Annotated in this window: 17 protein-coding genes; 1 reads left to right on the top strand and 16 read right to left on the bottom strand. The window is 67.6% G+C overall.

Going from position 1 to position 16478, the window contains the following annotated elements:
* Positions 1 to 159 precede the first annotated feature (159 nt).
* Positions 160 to 1470 carry an MFS transporter gene (locus tag ABMY26_RS11265; RefSeq protein WP_372396366.1) on the top strand — a complete coding sequence of 437 codons (1311 nt, stop codon included), beginning with the start codon at positions 160 to 162 and terminating at the stop codon, positions 1468 to 1470.
* Between the two features lie 90 nt (positions 1471 to 1560).
* Here the strand turns inward: ABMY26_RS11265 and ABMY26_RS11270 are convergent, their stop codons facing one another.
* From ABMY26_RS11270 to ABMY26_RS11345, 16 genes are all read right to left on the bottom strand, one after another.
* On the bottom strand, positions 1561 to 2106 hold the full coding sequence (locus ABMY26_RS11270) for a cyclase dehydrase (RefSeq protein ID WP_372396367.1): 546 nt from the start codon (positions 2104 to 2106) through the stop codon (positions 1561 to 1563).
* A gap of 10 nt (positions 2107 to 2116) precedes the next feature.
* Entirely contained in the window at positions 2117 to 3289 is a 1173-nt protein-coding gene (locus tag ABMY26_RS11275) for a zinc-dependent alcohol dehydrogenase (RefSeq protein ID WP_372396368.1), read from the bottom strand.
* A gap of 102 nt (positions 3290 to 3391) precedes the next feature.
* Positions 3392 to 4903 (bottom strand): glycosyltransferase family 87 protein, encoded by a 1512-nt coding sequence (locus tag ABMY26_RS11280; protein ID WP_372396369.1) that lies wholly within the window; start codon positions 4901 to 4903, stop codon positions 3392 to 3394.
* Between the two features lie 148 nt (positions 4904 to 5051).
* Positions 5052 to 5492 (bottom strand): hypothetical protein, encoded by a 441-nt coding sequence (locus tag ABMY26_RS11285; RefSeq protein ID WP_372396370.1) that lies wholly within the window; start codon positions 5490 to 5492, stop codon positions 5052 to 5054.
* Between the two features lie 68 nt (positions 5493 to 5560).
* Positions 5561 to 6346 carry a TetR/AcrR family transcriptional regulator gene (locus ABMY26_RS11290; protein ID WP_372396371.1) on the bottom strand — a complete coding sequence of 262 codons (786 nt, stop codon included), beginning with the start codon at positions 6344 to 6346 and terminating at the stop codon, positions 5561 to 5563.
* Between the two features lie 71 nt (positions 6347 to 6417).
* Entirely contained in the window at positions 6418 to 7032 is a 615-nt protein-coding gene (locus ABMY26_RS11295) for an isochorismatase family protein (protein WP_372396372.1), read from the bottom strand.
* Positions 7029 to 8075 carry a 2,5-dihydroxypyridine 5,6-dioxygenase gene (locus ABMY26_RS11300; RefSeq protein WP_372396373.1) on the bottom strand — a complete coding sequence of 349 codons (1047 nt, stop codon included), beginning with the start codon at positions 8073 to 8075 and terminating at the stop codon, positions 7029 to 7031. Before ABMY26_RS11300 ends, ABMY26_RS11295 begins: the two co-directional genes overlap by 4 nt.
* A 164-nt stretch (positions 8076 to 8239) precedes the next feature.
* Entirely contained in the window at positions 8240 to 9058 is an 819-nt protein-coding gene (locus tag ABMY26_RS11305) for an alpha/beta fold hydrolase (RefSeq protein ID WP_372396374.1), read from the bottom strand.
* Positions 9059 to 9069: 11 nt separating this feature from the next.
* Positions 9070 to 9825 carry an Asp/Glu racemase gene (locus tag ABMY26_RS11310; RefSeq protein WP_372396375.1) on the bottom strand — a complete coding sequence of 252 codons (756 nt, stop codon included), beginning with the start codon at positions 9823 to 9825 and terminating at the stop codon, positions 9070 to 9072.
* A 13-nt stretch (positions 9826 to 9838) separates the two neighbouring features.
* Positions 9839 to 11059, bottom strand: coding sequence for an FAD-dependent monooxygenase (locus ABMY26_RS11315; RefSeq protein ID WP_372396376.1), 1221 nt, complete (start codon positions 11057 to 11059; stop codon positions 9839 to 9841).
* A 222-nt stretch (positions 11060 to 11281) separates the two neighbouring features.
* Positions 11282 to 11986: an ABC transporter ATP-binding protein gene (locus ABMY26_RS11320; RefSeq protein ID WP_372396512.1), complete on the bottom strand. Its 705-nt coding sequence runs from the start codon at positions 11984 to 11986 to the stop codon at positions 11282 to 11284.
* Positions 11987 to 12036: 50 nt separating this feature from the next.
* The gene (locus ABMY26_RS11325) at positions 12037 to 12825 is read right to left on the bottom strand and encodes an ABC transporter ATP-binding protein (protein WP_372396377.1); all 789 of its coding nucleotides are present in this window, start codon (positions 12823 to 12825) and stop codon (positions 12037 to 12039) included.
* Positions 12822 to 13781: a branched-chain amino acid ABC transporter permease gene (locus ABMY26_RS11330; protein WP_372396378.1), complete on the bottom strand. Its 960-nt coding sequence runs from the start codon at positions 13779 to 13781 to the stop codon at positions 12822 to 12824. Before ABMY26_RS11330 ends, ABMY26_RS11325 begins: the two co-directional genes overlap by 4 nt.
* A gap of 1 nt (position 13782) precedes the next feature.
* Positions 13783 to 14655 carry a branched-chain amino acid ABC transporter permease gene (locus ABMY26_RS11335; protein WP_372396379.1) on the bottom strand — a complete coding sequence of 291 codons (873 nt, stop codon included), beginning with the start codon at positions 14653 to 14655 and terminating at the stop codon, positions 13783 to 13785.
* 38 nt (positions 14656 to 14693) lie between these two features.
* The gene (locus tag ABMY26_RS11340; protein WP_372396380.1) at positions 14694 to 15839 is read right to left on the bottom strand and encodes an ABC transporter substrate-binding protein; all 1146 of its coding nucleotides are present in this window, start codon (positions 15837 to 15839) and stop codon (positions 14694 to 14696) included.
* A gap of 462 nt (positions 15840 to 16301) precedes the next feature.
* Entirely contained in the window at positions 16302 to 16430 is a 129-nt protein-coding gene (locus tag ABMY26_RS11345) for a hypothetical protein (protein ID WP_372396381.1), read from the bottom strand.
* Between the last annotated feature and the right edge of the window lie 48 nt (positions 16431 to 16478).

Raw genomic sequence — 16478 nt, forward strand, 5'->3', positions numbered from 1 at the left:
CCGCCTGCGCGCTTGACAGATCACCGAAGGTTAAGGTGACATATTGTATGATCTACGGATCATCGCAAGCGAAACTCTATCCCTTTGTTTGACGATCGGATTCACGCTTCAAATCGATTCCGATTTTACGCGATCCGATCTAACGCAGCCGGAGCCGACATGATGACTTCATCGATTGCGGCGGTCGAACGGGATGCGAGGCTGGTGAACGCGCGGCATCACGGGATCAATCCCGGCGAGATCGCCATCGGCGTGATCATCGGCCGAACGTCCGAGTTCTTCGATTTCTTCGTTTACGCCATTGCTTCCGTGATCGTCTTTCCGAAGCTGGTGTTTCCATATGTCGATCCGCTGACCGGGACGCTCTGGTCCTTCGCCATCTTCGCGCTGGCCTTCGTCGCGCGGCCGATCGGCACCTTCATCTTCATGGCCATCGACGAAAATTACGGGCGCAGCGCCAAACTGACCATCGCCCTGTTTCTGCTGGGCATCTCCACCGTGGCGCTGGCCTTCCTGCCGGGATACGAGTCCATCGGCGTCGCCGCCGCATGGCTGCTTGCCCTGTCGCGCATCGGGCAGGGTGTTGCGCTGGGCGGCACCTGGGACGGTCTGGCCTCGCTGCTGGCGATGAACGCGCCGGAGAGCCGGCGCGGCTGGTACGCCATGATCCCGCAGCTGGGCGCGCCCATCGGCCTGATCGTGGCGAGCGGCCTGTTCGCCTACATGGTCAACAGCCTGTCGGCGGAGGATTTCTTCGCCTGGGGCTGGCGCTATCCCTTCTTCGTGGCCTTCGCCATCAATGTGGTGGCCCTGTTCTCCCGCCTGCGACTCGTACAGACCCCGGAGTTCGAGCGCCTGTTCGTGAACCGCGAGCTGCAGCCCGCCCCCGTGGTGGAGACGCTGCAGGTGGAAGGCAAGCGCGTGGTGATCGGCGCCTTCGCCCCGCTGGCGAGCTTCGCCCTGTTCCACATGGTCACCGTCTTCCCGCTGTCCTGGATCTTCCTGAATGCCAATCAGGAGACCGGCGCCTTCCTGGTGATCGAGGTGATCGCCGCCGCTTTCGGCGTCCTGGCCATCGTCGCCTCGGGCTACATCGCCGACCGGGTGGGGCGGCGCACGCTGCTCGGCACCTGTGCCGCGGCGATTGCAGTGTTCAGCGGCTTCGCCCCGATGCTGCTCGACGGCGGCAAGGTGGGCGAGCTGGTGTTCATGGTGCTGGGCTTTGTCATCCTCGGCCTGTCCTTCGGCCAGTCGTCAGGGTCGGTGGCGTCGGGCTTCACCCAGCAATACCGCTACACCGGGTCGGCGATGACCTCCGATCTGGCCTGGCTGTTCGGCGCGGGCTTCGCGCCCTTCGTCGCTCTGTTCCTGTCCAGCCATTTCGGGCTGATCGCGTCGGGCCTCTATCTGCTGTCCGGTGCGGTCTGCACGCTGGTGGCCCTGAAGATCAACAAGACGCTGTCGTCCTGACATCGCCCAGCTTGTCCGGCCGCCGCATCCCGCGTGGCGGCCGGGCAGACTGAGCGCCCCCGGCGGGCCGACCGCCGTCGGGCCGCCGGATCAGCCGGGGGGCCGCCCGGCGGGTTGGAAGCGGAGGATCGCCGGCGTCCGCATGTCCTCGGCGATCGGAGCGTCGCCTGCGGCTCCGCGCATGGCGGAGACCGGGCGGGGGAAGCCGCTGCGGTCGCTGTAGTCCGGCACCGGCAGGCTGCGGTACCGGGCCTCTTCCCGGTGCAGTGCCCGGGCGCAGACCAGATCAAGCGCCGTCGTCGCCACCACCGCGCCGAAGGCGATGCGGGCATTGTCGGCACGCGGGTTGTCTTTCGATCCAGAGGCCATTCCGGCGGCCAGCGTCGCCATGTCGGCAGCGTCGCCGGCGATGCGGCTCCAGATCCAGGGCTTGGGATCGCCGAGCGCCAGCAGGCCGACGCCGGTGACGATCTCACGCACGCCGTAGGCGCGGATCAGGGTGGTCTCGTCCTCCATTCCCATCCAGCGGGCGATGCTGCGGCCGGCCATCAGTTCGGCGACGCCGATGCCGATGCTGAACCAGCCGAGCCCGCGGGCGAGGGTGTCCGCGGGCGAGGATCGGTCGTAATAGGCCATGGCATCACCTTCAGGGCTTGAGGACCACTTTGATGCAGCCGTCCCGCTTGTCGCGGAAGGTCTTGTACATCTCGGGGCCCTGGTCGAGCGGCACGGTGTGGGTGATGACGAAGGACGGGTCGATCTGTCCTTCCTGGATGCGGTTCAGCAGGTCGTCGGTCCAGCGCTTCACATGGGTCTGGCCCATGCGGAAGGTCAGGCCCTTGTTCATCGCCATGCCGAAGGGGATCTTGTCGACCAACCCGCCATAGACGCCGGGGATCGACAGGGTGCCGGCCGGGCGGCAGACATACATCATCTCGCGCAGCACATGCGCCCGGTCGGATTCCAGCATCAGCGCCTGCTTGGCTCGGTCCATCATGCTGTCGATGGTGGCGGTGGCGTGCGCCTCCATGCCGACGGCGTCGATGCATTTCTCGGGACCCTTGCCGCCGGTCAGCTCGTTCAGCCGCTCGACGACGCTTTCCTCTTCGAAATCGATGGTGATGGCACCGCCCGCCTTGGCCATGGCGAGGCGTTCCGGCACGCGGTCGATGGCGATGACCTGCTTGGCGCCCAGGAGCACGGCGCTGCGGATCGTCATCTGTCCGACCGGGCCGCAGCCCCAGATCGCCACCGTGTCGGTCGGCTGGATGTCGCACTGCGCCGCCGCCTGCCAGCCGGTGGGGAAGATGTCGCCGAGGAACAGCACCTGCTCGTCGCTCAGCCCGTCGGGGATCTTGATGTGGGTGCGGTCGGCGAAGGGCACCCGCACATACTCGGCCTGGCCGCCGGCATAGCCGCCGGTCAGGTGGGTGTAGCCGAACAGCCCGGCGGTGGTGTGGCCGAACAGCTTGTCGGCCAGCGCCTTGTTGCGGTTGGAGCGTTCGCAGACCGAATAGTTGCCCCGCCTGCACTGGTCGCAGTCGCCGCAGAAGATGGTGAAGGGCACCACCACCCGTTCGCCGACCTTCAGCGCGCTTTTTGCTTCGGTGCCGACCTCCATCACCTCGCCCATGAATTCATGGCCGACGATGTCGCCCTTCTCCATGCCCGGCATGACGTTGTCGTGCAGGTGGAGGTCCGAACCGCAGATGGCGCAGGTCGTCACCCTGACGATGGCGTCGCGCGGATGTTCGATCTCCGGATCCGGAACCGTGTCGCAGCGGATGTCGTTGGCGCCGTGCCAGACCAATGCTCTCATGGCGGTTCCCCGGTGATGGCTGCGTGAGTTTCATGCACAGCAACAGGACCGGCGGGCGGAGCGTTCCGCCGCCGGTCGCGCCCGATCCCCAGGGTCGGAGGATCAATGCCTTTTCGCGGGCGACGCAGCCGGACAGGGTCGCCGTCCGTCCGTCTGCCATGCCGCCGCCCGTACCGGGCCGGCGGTTGTCACCAGAAGCAGGAGCAGCACCAGGGCGGTGAAGAACAGGTAGGATTGCAGGATGTTGAGCGGCGTGCCGGCGAGGTCGCTCAGCGGCTGGAAAAAATCGTTGCTCATGATCGCGAAGGCGACGCCAAGCACCAGCAGATCGCGCAGGCCGTTGGGCAGGCCCGTCCTGGCGCGGTCGATCAGGACGAACAGCAGGAAGGCGAAGGCCGGCAGCAGCACGCCGTAATGGGGCACCCACGAGATGGGGGAACCGACGGTGAAGCACAGCCCCGCCACCAGGAAGGAGGCCATCCGGTCGCGCATGCCGCCGCCGATCCGCCAGAGCAGCCCGAACAGGACGAACAGGATGCCGGACAGCAGGGTCGCGGCATGGACGAGCGGGTGGTAGGGGGCGAAGGCGCTGCCCCGCCATTCGGTATCGCCGTTGGTGGTCGACAGCAGGTTGGGCCCGTTCTGGAGCAGGCGATGCAGCAGTCCGTTGACGGTCTGGTTCGAATAATAACTTTCGCCATGCTGGCCGAGGAAGGAGAGCACGTCGAGATAATGCAGCGACGGGCGGAGCCCGTAGAGGGCGCAGGCCGCCGCGAAGCCGGGCCCGACCACCGCTGCCCAGCCGAGCGCGAAGCGCCATTCCTTCCGAACCAGCGCCCAGACCAGGAAGAGCGACATCTGCGGCTTGATCAGCGTCGATGCGCCGAGCAGTGCGCCGGCCAGCGCGCACCGGTCGCGCAGGAAGAACAGGGCGGCGAAGACGAAGGCCATGTTCAGCCACACCTGGATCTGGCCGACCGCGAAAGCCTTCACGATCGGGTAGAAGCACAGGGTGGCGACCGCGCCCAGGGCGGCCAGGGTCAGTCGGCCGACGCCGTTGCGGGCCGTCCGGTCGAACCCCATGCGTTCGGCCAACTCGCGCATCAGCAGCGCCATGCCGGCCGCCGTCGCGACGACCATCAGCAGGTTGATCAGGGCATAGACGCGCAGATGCAGCAGGCCGACCGCCGACATCGCCTCCATCACCAGAAGGGAGGTCAGCGGGTACTGGAACTTCACATGCTGGGTGAAGAAGACCGCATCGTAGACGTTTCCCTCCCCCCGCCCCAGCCCGTGCTCGCGCAGCCAGGCGAAGGCGGTCATCATGGGTTCCCAGGAATCGAGCGGCAACCGCTCCGGCGATCCCGCGAAGATCAGGACCAGGACGTCCCACACCGTGGTATCGCCGCTGCCGCCGTCCAGATAGGGTCGGAACACGACGCCGAGCAGCGTGTCGGCGCACAGGACGAACAGGAAGGCGGAGGCAAGCGCCCAGGCAGCGAAACGATGGGCGCGTTCCAGGTCGCCGGCACGTCCCGGCGACGCGCCGGCCGCGGCCCTTGCGCCCCTTTCCGCAACCCCGTCCGCGGCGTGCACGAATGGCTTCGATTTCATTTGGCAACCACTCCCTGGCGTTCTTTTCCGGCTTCGACCGCCGTCGAACCGGAAAACTATGCCAGAGGCCGCAGGCGGGGGAATGTGCCCCTCCCGTGCCGGACAGGAGTAACGCCATTACATGCCATGGCTCCGCAGCGGTAGCCGACTACCCCAGGGTTTCCAGGGTGGGGGCATTGGGGCACAGGCGGCCATGCGCCGCGCAATCGCCGCCATCCGCGCCGCCATCCGCGCCGCCATCCGCCAGGATCCGGGCGCAGGCGCGTGCCTTGCGGCAATGCATGCACACCCGCACCAGATCCTGCATCAGGTCGGCCCTGTCCGCCTCCAGCGACGTGCCGTCGATGCCGTGCAGGACGAGCGCGGCAGGCAGAAGGGACTGGACATGGTCGCCATGCGCGGCGGCGGCCAGATCGGCCTCCGTCAGGCCGGCATCCTGCAGGACGGCCTTGCGGTCCAGCGGCTCCAGCGCCAGCAGCGCATCCAGCTGGCGGCCGGTGCGCCAGCGGTCGAGCAGGGTGGCGCACCAGCCCTTGCGGATGAAGGCAATGGGAGAGGCGTTCGGAGGGATGGAAGCTGGAAACGGCATGGCGGGCGTTCTCCAATTAATCACCCGATTAATATTGCCGGAGGATGGCGACGGTGCCTTGATCCAGATCAGCCCTTCACGGAACCGGGGGGCGAAGGGCCGGTATCGCCGGGGGACGGGGCCAGCATGCCGGCGGTGACGAAACTGGTGATGGCGTTCAGGATCTCGTCGGGATCGTCCAGATTGACGATGCCGGGCGCCATCTCCTCCAGCCGGTGGGTGTCGGAGAAGGCGTAGAGATAGGCGCCGATCATCAGCGTCATCCGCCAGTAGACGTCCTTTCCCGACAGGTGCGGCAGTGCCGCCTGCAACGCCTCGGTGAAGAGTCGGGTGGAGGGCTCGTAGGCCTCGTTGCGCAGCTTGTAGGAGATTTCCGGCGGCTCGGTGTGCAGCCGGGCCTGGAGGCGCATGAAGGTGCGGCCGGCCGCCGTGGCCCGTATCGACAGCGCCGGCATCAGGAAGGCGCGGACGATGTTCTCGACCGATGGCGGCGTGCCGGAGCGGCGCAGGGCGTCCATCCGCTGCACCCGGTCCTCGGCGATCTGGCGGCCGCGGCGCAGGAAGACCTCTTCGAACAGGCCGTATTTGGAGCCGAAATAATAGTTGATCAGCGCCTGCGTCACCTGGGCGGCATCGGCGACGTTGCGCAGGCTGGTGCCGGCATAGCCGAGGTTGGCGAACTCGATCTCGGCGGCGTCGAGGATCTCGTCACGGACGTTGCTGACGCCCTCCGGCCGGCCGGGGCCGGCCCGGCGGCGTTGCGCCGGGCGTCCCCGCTTGCCTGCCGTCCGGGATTCGGCTCCGTCATCCGGACCCTTGGCAACCGCCTTCGACTGTGAACTCGTTGATTTCATGGTGTCCGTAGAGGGTTCTTCCCCGTCGCGGACACGTATATCACCGTTGGACAAAGGCGCATCCAGTCCTTTTACAGGTTCAGCACACGGTCCGCGGGCACGACGTCGCCGTATTTCTGGGCGATGTCGAACAGGTTGGCCTCGTGCGGGGCGAGCGCACGGTCGCCGACGCAGTCCGACAGCACCACCGGGCGGAAACCGTGGCCCATGGCGTCCACCACGCTGGCCCGCACGCAGCCCGACGTGGTGCAGCCGGCGACCAGCAGCGTCTCCACCCCCTTCTGCGTCAGCCAGGGCGCGAGGCTGGTGCCGAAGAAGGCGGACGGGTTGGTCTTGCGCACCACCAGCTCGCCCGCCGCCGGGGTCAGCTGCGGGACGATGGCGCTGGCGGGCGCGGCCTCGGTCAGGGTCAGCATGCCGGGAACCTTGACCGAGAAGATGGTCGCGTCGGACCCGTCGTCGGCATAGACGATCCTGCTGTGGGCGACCGGCCAGCTGCGGCTGCGCGCCTCGGCCAGCACCGTCACCGTGCGGTCGATGGCGGCGGGGATGTTGCCGCCGCCGAATATGGCGGGGTCGGCGAAGCCGTTGACGAAATCGACGATCAGCAGGCCGATCCGCCCCTGGAGGCCGAGCGACCGGCCGAAGCCCTGGCGCTCGTAGACCGCTTCGGTCCTGTCGCTCATGACACGTTCTCCTCTTCAAGAATGCGGCCCTCGCGGACCATTTCGCGGCCGTCGAGCGCCACGGTGCAGTTGCGCATGGGGATGTCGATGTGGCAGGCGGTGGTGCGCGATCCGCCGCCCTCGTTGTTCGGTCCCATCGAGAACAGGAAGTTGCCGGCGAAGGCGCGGGCATCCATGCCGATGGTGCCCTCGCGGTCGTAGAGGCCGAGCGTCGACCAGCGCGCCCGCCGTTGCAGGCCCCAGCCGACGTGGGAGACGGCGTAGGCCTCCGGATCGGCGAAGACCTCCATGTAGTCGTTCAGCAGGTCGGCATCCATGCCGCCGGTGATCGCGGTGACATAGCCCTTCTCCACCGTCATCTCGATGCGGTCGGTGACATAGGACTTCATCGGCAGCAGGATGTCGCCGCGCTCCAGCACGACGCGGCCCTCCGCCTTGCCCTCGTTGGGGAAGGTCAGGCCGAAGCCGCTCGGCCAATGGTCCCAGCGCCCGGGCGCGTCGACGAAGCCGTATTCCTGGACAGCCGGGAACTCGCCCAGCGGCAGGCGCAGGTCGGTGCCGGCCTTCGAGGTCACCGTCATTTCCTTTGCAGCCGCCATCAGGGCGGTGGCGCGGCCGACACGCTCCTTGTCCTCCAGGCTGGGGAGCAGGCGGACCAGCACCTCCGGCGGCTCGACGGCCAGCAGGATGCGGGTGCCGCTCTCCAGGATCTCCGCCTGTTCGGGCGAGAAGAGCAGCGTCATCAGGTCCAGCACGATGTCGCTTTCCTTCAGCGCCGCGATGGCGGCGCGGTTTCCGGTCAGCGGCGTGGTGCCGAGATAGGCCAGGCTGTCGCGGCTGTGCGCGTGCTCCGCGTTCATCGGCGGCAGGTCGAGCCGGTTCACCATCGCGCCCATCAGCCCGGCGGCGATCCCGGCGGTGCGCAGGGTCTGCGGGTGGGTGCCGGCGCTGGTCAGCAGGGTGACGGTGTTGCCGGGCTTCAGGTTGGACAGGGTGAGGACATGGGTCCAGGCACGGACCATGTCGGCGTCGCTGACGGACATCGTGGGGGTCCTTTTGGTGTGGGGGAGTGATTGGGCTGCTTGACCTTCTGCCTCCTCCCTGGCCCTCCCCCGCTGACGCGGGAGAGGGGACTGCCGCCGATCTGGCGCGTGCTCCCTCTCCCGTGAAACGGGGGAGGGTCGGGGAGGGGGCGGAACGCCGTGCCTCAGACCGGCTTGCCGAGGAAATCGCCGAAGGCGCGGTAGAAGCCCTCCTCGTCGTCCCAGGGGATCATGTGGCCGGCCTTCTCCACCCGGACGATTTCGATGGCCGGGTTGAGGCCGCGGATTTCCTCTTCCTCCTCCGGCAGGATCACGTCGCCGCGGCCGGCGGCGATCAGCAGGGCGGGGCAGGGGATGCGGGGAAGGTCGGCGTGGATGTCGTCGGTGCTGAAGCCGTCATAGGCGGTGACGATGGCCCGCTCGTCGCAGGTGTGCAGCCATTCGGCGCGCAGGCGGAGCTGATCGTCGGTCCAGGTCGGACAGAAGGGGCGCATCGCCTCCAGATCGGTGCCCTGCGCCATCAGCCGGATGGAATCGACGTACCAGGGAAGTTGCGCCGGATAGGGACGGCGGCCCGGTCCCGATACCGGCGGATCAACCATGACGAGGCGGCCCGGTGCGGCACCGTGGCGGCTGACCGCGCGCAGGCCGATGCGGGCGCCCATGGAATGGCCAACCAGGGCGTAGTCCTCAAGCCCCAGCGCCGTGGCGAAGGCGGCGACGTCCGCGGCCATGGCGTCCAGCCCGTAGTCGAGGCTGTCGGACGCCTCCGACAGGCCGCGGCCGCGGATGTCCAGCACATAGGTGTCGAAGCTGCGGCCGAAGCGCTCGGCGACGAAGCCCCAGGTCACCGCCGGGCTGGTGATGCCCGGCACGATCACCACCGGGTGGCCGGAACCGCCGTAGCGCAGGTAGTGCTGGCGGATGCCGTTGGCGCGGATGTTGGCGCCGTATTGGAAGCTGTTGTCCGATCCGTTGGCCATGTCGTCCTCCCTCAGTAGGCGCCGGACAGCAGGGCGCCGGCGCCGGGCACCGCCGGCTTCAGGTCCAGCGCCTTCAGCATGGCGTAGGTGGTGGCGACGGCGGCGGTGATGACGGGCTTGCCGGACATCGCCTCGACCTTGGCGATCACCGGCAGCGACGGCATCTGGACGCAGGCCGACAGCACGATGGCGTCGACGGTCCTGGTGTCCATGCCGGCGACGATTTCGGGCAGGCGTTCCGGGTCATGGCGGCCGACGGCGATGTTGTCGGGGATCTCCAGCGCCCGCCAGTCGGCGACCTCCACCCCTTCATGCTCGATGTAGTCGATGACGAGCTTCGTCAGCGGCTTCATGTAGGGGGCGACCAGGGCGATGCGCCTGGCGCCGATGACGGGGAGCGCGTCGACCAGCGCGCCGGCGCTGGTGATGACGGGCGCGGGCGCCCCGTTCTCCCTGGTGCGGCCTTGCAGGCGCTCCTGCGAGATGCGGTGATAGCCGCGGCCCATGCTCATGATCGCGACGAGGCAGGCGTAGCCCAGCACATCGACGCGGGCGTCGGTCAGCTCAAGCGCGCAGCGGTCGGATTCGGCGTCCATCGCCGCCAGCTCCTCCTTGGCGACGGTCTTCATGCGCATGCGGCTGGAATGGAAGGTGAAGCGGGTGCCGTGCGCCAGCGCGTGCGCGGTCAGCATCGCCGGGATCTCGGTCTCCATCGTCGTGTTGGAGCTGGGGACGATCTGGCCGATGCGGTAGGTCTTGGAAGTCATCGTGAACGGTCCCTCAGGCAGCGAGTTCGGAGGTGGCGGCGACGGCCGGGCGGAACTTGCGGGCGTCGTATTCGTAGACCCAGTTGGCCTGGATGCCGGTGGCCTGCGGGTTGATCAGGCCGCGCAGCCAATAGACGAGGTCGCGCTTGGCCTGGGCCAGCGGCGAGGGCAGGTGGTAGGTGCGCCCGCGCTCCCGCGCTTCCAGTTGCACGCGGCTGGTGCGGGGCAGGCGCTCGCGCTCGTAGTCGCGCAGGGCGGAGGCGACGTCGCGGCCATGGCCGTCCAGCGAGGCGGCCAGGACATAGGCGTCCTCGATCGCCATGGCGGCGCCCTGCGACAGGAAGGGCAGCATCGGGTGCGCGGCGTCGCCCATCAGCGTGACGCGGCCCTTCGACCAGCCGGTCATCGGGTCGCGGTCGAACAGCCCCCATTTGTAGACGGTGTCGACCCGCTGGAAGAGAGTCTCGACATTGCGGTGCCAGCCCTGGAAGGCGTTCAGCAGCTCGGTCCGGCTGCTGGGGGCGTTCCAGTTCTCCTCCACCCATTCGCTGGTCTCGGCGACCGCGACGATGTTCACCGCCTTGCCGCCGCGGACGTAATAGGTGACGACGTGGCTCTTGGGGCCGAACCAGAAGGACGCCTCGGGCGCCACGAAATCCACCGGGCCGCCGACCGGCACCACCGCGCGGTAGCACATGTGTCCGGTGAAGCGCGGCGCCTCCGGCCCGAACAGCGACGCCCGCACGGCGGAACGCACACCGTCCGCGCCGACGATCAGGTCGGCCTCGTATTCGCTGCCGTCGTCGAAAGCGGCTACGGCGACGTCGGCATCCTGCCGGACCCCGGTGCAGCCGACGCCGAAGGTCGCGACGCCGTCCGGCACCACCGAAGCCAGGATGGCATGCAGGTCGGCGCGGTGGATGTGGATGAAGGGTGCGTCGTACAGCGTCTGGCAGTCGGTCAGCGGCGTGCGGAAATTCTCCCGCGCCGTCCGCCAGTTGCGGCCGGCCAGCGCCTGCGGCAGGAAGCCTGCCTCCAGCATCTTGTCGAGCAGGCCCAGCGTCCTGATGACCTTGACGGCGTTCGGCGTCATCTGGATGCCGGCACCGATCTCGCCGAAGCCGGCGGCGCGCTCGAACAGGCGCACCTCGAAGCCCCGTTGCAGCAGGCAGCCGGCCAGCGCGACGCCGCCGATGCCGCCGCCGACGATTCCGATACGCGGTTTGGTTCTCACTCTGTCCCTCCAAGGGAGTTGCCGATTATTAATCGGTCGGTCGTTTAATTGATGTCGGTCTGGGACGCCGTGGATTTGGCGGCAGGCTGCCCCTCCCCATCCCTCCCCCTCTTCGAGGGAGAAGGGGACTGCCGCCGTCCTTCGCTTAACCCTTCAGGTGTCCTGCCCCCTCTCCCGCCAGAGGCGGGGGAGGGATGGGGAGGGGGCCGCCGCTCCCGCCGCTCACCCGCCCAGATAGGCCTTCAGCAGCTCCGGATCGCCGCGCAGCTCGGCGGAGGGCCGGGCGGTGGTGATGCGGCCGGTCTGGACGACGTAGGCACGGCTGGCGACCGACAGCGCGTTGTGGATGTTCTGTTCGACCAGCAGCACCGTCACGCCATGGGCGTTGATGGCGCGCACCACCTCGAACACCTCCTCGGCCATGCGGGGGCTGAGGCCCAGGCTGGGTTCGTCCAGCATCAGCAGGCGGGGTTCCGACATCAGGGCGCGGGCGATGGCCAGCATCTGCTGCTCGCCGCCGCTGAGCGTCCCGGCCATCTGTTTGGCCCGTTCGCGCAACCGTGGGAAACGGTGGAAGGCCATGCCCATGCGGGTTTGGACCTCGTCCTTGGAACGGCAGAGATAGGCGCCGAGCGCGATGTTCTCATCCACCGTCATGCCGGGCCAGACATGGCGCTCCTCCGGGCAATGGGCGATGCCGGCGGCGACGATCTCTTCCGGCGGGCGGTTGGCGATCGGCTGCCCATTCCACAGGATGCTGCCCGACCGTGCCTTCAGCAGGCCGGAGATCGCGCGCAGCGTGGTGCTCTTGCCGGCGCCGTTGGCGCCGATCAGGGCCACCGTCTCGCCGGCATGGACCTCCAGCGAGATGCCGTGCAGTGCCGCGGTGCTGCCGTAGGACACATGCAGATCCTGCACTTGCAGCACCGGCCCGCCGGAAGAGGACGTCCTGACCGGCGTGGTCATCGTGTCGATGCTCATGCTGCCGCCTTTCCCAGATAGGCCTCGGCGACCTTCGGATTGCTCAGGATTGCGCGCGGCTCCCCTTCCGCCAGCATCTGGCCGAAATTGAGGACGACGATGCGGTCGCACACGCCCATCACCAGCTCCATGTTGTGCTCCACGATCAGCAGCGACTGCACCGCGGTGCCGACCAGCGTCTTCAGCGTCTCGCCGAACACGCCGGCCTCGTGGCTGTTCAGGCCGGCGGCCGGCTCATCCAGCATCAGAAGCGTCGGCTTGGCGGCCAGCGCCACCGCGACCTCCAGCAGGCGCAGCTCGCCGCAGGACAGCAGGCTGGCCGGGGCGTTCATGCGGCGGGACAGACCCATCGTCTCGACGATGGCGGATGCGCTTTCCCGCGCCTCGCGTTCCGCCCGGCGGACAGTCGCGCCGGGGAAGAAGGTGGCGAGCAGCGACTGGCGGCCCGCCATGTAATGGCCGGTCAGCACATTCTCGAACACCGTCAGCCGCTTCATCACGTTGGTCTTCTGGAAGCTGCGGATCAGGCCGAGCCGCGCGATGGCGTGCGGCTTGTGGCTGGTGATGTCGGTGCCCCTGAAAAAGACCCGGCCCTCGGTCGGCGTGTAGAAGCCGGTCAGCATGTTGAAGCAGGTGGTCTTGCCGGCGCCGTTGGGGCCGATCAGCCCGACGATCTCGCCGGGGTTCACGGTGAGCGCGACCTGCTTCACCGCGGTGATGCCGCCGAAGCGCATGGTCAGGTTCTCGGCGCGCAGCAGCGGCCCGGCCAGGGGGGAGGCGGTCATACGGTGCGCTCCTCTATGACGGGGGAGAGGGCGGGGCGGGCGCCGCGCTGCTCGCGGCGCTGGGCGATGAAGCCCATCAGGCCGTTGGGCAGGAAGAGGACGATCGCCATCACGATCAGGCCGAACAGCGACAGGCGCAGTTCCTGCAACTCGCGCAGGTACTCCTCCAGCAGCGTCACGATGACCGCCCCGACCACCGGGCCGACCAGCGTGCCCTTGCCGCCCATCAGCACCATGATGATGATCGTCGCCATGAAGGAGAAGCGGAACACCTCGGGCCCGACGAAGGAGATGTAGAAGGCGTAGAAGCCGCCGGCCAAGCCGGCCAGGAAGGCCCCCAGCACGAAGGCCTGCATGGCGGTGCCGAAGGGGTTCACGCCGATGGACTGCGCGACGTAGCGGTTCTCGCGAACCGCCACCGCGGCGCGGCCGGCATTGGAATAGACGAAGCGGTAGGACAGGTAGAAGGTCAGCGCCGCCAGCCCCAGCACGATGGCGAAGAAGGCGCGCTTGTCGGCGATGCCGCCCTGCCCGATGCCGGCCAGCCCCATCGGGCCGTTGGTGACGCCGATCCAGTTGTTGGCGATCAGCCGCAGCACCTCGGCGAAGGACAGGGTGACGATCACGAAATAGGGGCCTTGCAGCCGCAGCGTGACGGCGCCGATGGCGAGCCCGAACAGGGCGGCGACCGCTCCCGCCGCCGGAACCGCGGCCCACATCGGCCAACCGGCATTCACCGACAGCAGCGCCGCGGTATAGGCGCCGGTGCCGAGGAAGGCGGTGTGGCCGAGCGAGAACTCGCCGACATAGCCCACCACCAGGTTCAGGCTGTTGGCGAGAATGGCGTAGAACAGCGCCATGACGGCGAGGTGTAGGATGTACTGGTCGGTGACCGCGAAGGGCAGCAGCGCCGCCAGTCCCAGGAAGCCCAGGAGGATGTTGCGTTCGAGCGTCATGTCAGGCCCTCTCCGCCCGGATCGAGAAGAGACCCTGCGGCCGCAGCACCAGGATCAGGATGACCAGGATGAAGCCGATGATGTCGACCATGCCGGTGGCGACGTAGCCGCCCCACAACGCCTCCGCGACACCCAGCAGCAGGCCGCCGGCGATGGCGCCGGGAAAGCTGCCCATGCCGCCCAGGATCACCACGACGAAGCTCTTCAGGCTGACCAGCCCGCCGACCGACGCCTGGGCCGAATAAATGCTGGCGAGCAGCATGCCCGACAGCGCCGACAGGGTGCAGCCGAGTGCGAAGGTGGCGGCATAGATCTGCCCGGTGCGGATGCCGGCGAGGCTGGCCGCCATCGGATCCTGGAAGGTCGCCCGCATGGCGCTGCCCAGCCGTGTGCGGTGGATGATGGCATGGGCGCCGACGATCAGCGCCACGCCGATGACCATGGCGAGCAGGCGCATCTTGGTGATGGTGACCGGGCCGAGGAAGATCGGCCCTTCGGTGATGGCGCGGGCGACCTTCATCGGGGCGGGGCCGACCGCCAGCAGGGTTATGTTCACCAGGAAGATCGACAGGCCGATGGTCAGCAGGATGCCCGGCTCCTCCCCCTGGCCGCGGACGCGCTCGATCAGGAAGCGGTCGACCGCCCAGCCGAAGCCGCCGATGACCAGCGCGACCACCACGAGGCCGGAGAAGAAGTCGAGCCCGAGGTGGGTGGTGACGAACCAGCCCACCACCCCGCCCAGCATGTAGAACTCGCCATGGGCGAAGTTCACCACCCGCATCAGCCCGAAGATCAGCGTCAGCCCGAGCGCCGACAGCGCATAGAAGACGCCGACGACCAGCCCGTTCGCCAGGAATTGCAGGAACAGATCCATTGCGGTCTCGCCTCAGTATGGCGTGGCGGAGGACGGCGTCACTGCGGGGCCTCGACGGGCGAGGATGCGATGACCTTCGGCGTCCCGCCTTCGATCCGCACCAGCACGGCGTCGAAGCCGTAGGCCTGCCCCTTGGCCGTGAAGCGGTAGACGCCGTTGGGGGCCTCGTAGCTGGTCTTGGCGAGCGCGGCGCGGATCGCTTCCGCATCGGTGCTGCCGGCGCGCGCCACGGCCTGGACGACGATGTTCAGCGCGTTGTAGCCGGCGGCGCCGTACTTGCCCGGCTTCACGTTGTATTTGGCTTGATAGGCCTTCACGAAGTCCTGGTTGCGCGGGGTCTCGACGCTGGAGACGTAGGGGACGGCGGCGTGGATGCCCTCCGCCGCGTCGCCGGTCAGGTTGATGAAGTCGGCGGTGGCCCAGGATCCGACGCCGAACACCTTGCTCTGCAGGCCCATCTCCTGGAACTGCTTGACCAGGATCGAGCCGTCCTGCGTTTCCGCCGCGACGAAGATGCCGTCGGGCTTGGCTGCGCGCAGCTTGGTCAGCAGCGTGAAGAAATCGGTGGTGCCGTGGTCGAAATACTCGGTCAGCGCGGTCTTGACGCCGAGCGCCGAGAGGTCGCGGGAGAATTCCTCCACTCCGCCGCGGCCCCAGTCGTCGTTGACGCCGACATAGGCGACGCTCTTCAGCTTCAGGTCGGTGGCGAGGATCTTGGCGAAGGCCTTGGCCATCAGCGCGTCCGTCTCGGCGGCGCGGAAAAACCAGGGGTTGTTCTGCTCGGTCAATGCCGCGCTCGACGACACGCCGGTGACCAGCGGGATCTTGTATTTCGCCGCCACCGGCATGATCGCCGCGGTGGCGGAACTGCAGAAGGCGCCGACGAGGACCGCGACCTTGTCCTTCTGCACCAGCTTCTCGACGGCGTTGACCGAGTTGGCCGGCGCGCATTGCCCGTCCTCGATCACCAGTTCCACCGGCTTGCCGAGCACGCCGCCCTTGGCGTTGATCTGCTCGATCGCCAGCCTGGCGCCCTCGACCACCGATTTGCCGTTGTAGGCGACGGAGCCTGTCAGCGGCTCGACGAGGCCGATCCTGACGCTGTCCTGCGCATCGGCCGGGCCGGCCGCGGCAAGGGTCGCGGTAAGGGCCGCCAGAGCGCATCCCAGAACGTACCGGTTCATCTCAACCCTCCTGTTCGAGTGTGGATTTGGCCGCGGGCGGATTTCGTGGTGTCCACGCATATCGCCCGGCCGCCCTGCCCGGCCTTGTCTCCGTAGTGAAGCCGAGCGTGGCGGCAGCCCCCATTCGGGGTGCTTATGTGTCTGTTTTTCAGATCGTTGATCAATTTTATTATTCGATCAATTAATTCTTTGACCAACGTTAATGAGGGCTGATGCCCCCTGTCAATCCCGTTTTTTTGGCCGGCTGCCGTTCAGGTCCCGCCGGCTGTTTTGCCATTGCCGCGGCTGAAAGCGATCCGGCAGCCATTCCATGGGCTTACCGCTCTGCAAACAGTGGGCCATCGATGAGGGGGATGCTGAGCGGAGCGATGCGGAGGCGCGCCGGGGGTGCGGGCGGAAGAGTGTAGCGTGGGCATTGCACGAAATGTGAGCAGCCGATGGGCTGGACGGCACCCTGCCGATTCAGAAGGCAGATTCTGGCAGGATGAAGCCGAGCCTTTCCATAGGCTGGCAGATCAGCCTGAGGGCGTCAGACTGCCGAATGGTGCTGTTCGGCAACCCGCCGTTGATGAACGCATGGAGGTTATGCATTTAGGGAATCCCTCCGTTCTTCCATCTCTATTGTTCTGGAGGCGGAGA

It is taken from the genome of Azospirillum sp. HJ39, from assembly GCF_041507355.1.
Lineage (GTDB): Bacteria > Pseudomonadota > Alphaproteobacteria > Azospirillales > Azospirillaceae > Azospirillum > Azospirillum thiophilum.

Excerpts from the sequence above, each read along its gene's own strand:
- ABMY26_RS11290 (WP_372396371.1), bottom strand. The coding sequence starts at position 6,346 with ATGAAATCAACGAGTTCACAGTCGAAGGCGGTTGCCAAGGGTCCGGAT.
- ABMY26_RS11270 (WP_372396367.1), bottom strand. The coding sequence starts at position 2,106 with ATGGCCTATTACGACCGATCCTCGCCCGCGGACACCCTCGCCCGCGGG.
- ABMY26_RS11305 (WP_372396374.1), bottom strand. The coding sequence starts at position 9,058 with ATGGCCAACGGATCGGACAACAGCTTCCAATACGGCGCCAACATCCGC.
- ABMY26_RS11340 (WP_372396380.1), bottom strand. The coding sequence starts at position 15,839 with ATGAACCGGTACGTTCTGGGATGCGCTCTGGCGGCCCTTACCGCGACC.
- ABMY26_RS11300 (WP_372396373.1), bottom strand. The coding sequence starts at position 8,075 with ATGTCCGTCAGCGACGCCGACATGGTCCGTGCCTGGACCCATGTCCTC.
- ABMY26_RS11325 (WP_372396377.1), bottom strand. The coding sequence starts at position 12,825 with ATGACCGCCTCCCCCCTGGCCGGGCCGCTGCTGCGCGCCGAGAACCTG.
- ABMY26_RS11280 (WP_372396369.1), bottom strand. The coding sequence starts at position 4,903 with ATGAAATCGAAGCCATTCGTGCACGCCGCGGACGGGGTTGCGGAAAGG.
- ABMY26_RS11345 (WP_372396381.1), bottom strand. The coding sequence starts at position 16,430 with ATGCATAACCTCCATGCGTTCATCAACGGCGGGTTGCCGAACAGCACC.
- ABMY26_RS11310 (WP_372396375.1), bottom strand. The coding sequence starts at position 9,825 with ATGACTTCCAAGACCTACCGCATCGGCCAGATCGTCCCCAGCTCCAAC.
- ABMY26_RS11275 (WP_372396368.1), bottom strand. The coding sequence starts at position 3,289 with ATGAGAGCATTGGTCTGGCACGGCGCCAACGACATCCGCTGCGACACG.
- ABMY26_RS11265 (WP_372396366.1), top strand. The coding sequence starts at position 160 with ATGATGACTTCATCGATTGCGGCGGTCGAACGGGATGCGAGGCTGGTG.
- ABMY26_RS11330 (WP_372396378.1), bottom strand. The coding sequence starts at position 13,781 with ATGACGCTCGAACGCAACATCCTCCTGGGCTTCCTGGGACTGGCGGCG.
- ABMY26_RS11335 (WP_372396379.1), bottom strand. The coding sequence starts at position 14,655 with ATGGATCTGTTCCTGCAATTCCTGGCGAACGGGCTGGTCGTCGGCGTC.
- ABMY26_RS11295 (WP_372396372.1), bottom strand. The coding sequence starts at position 7,032 with ATGAGCGACAGGACCGAAGCGGTCTACGAGCGCCAGGGCTTCGGCCGG.
- ABMY26_RS11285 (WP_372396370.1), bottom strand. The coding sequence starts at position 5,492 with ATGCCGTTTCCAGCTTCCATCCCTCCGAACGCCTCTCCCATTGCCTTC.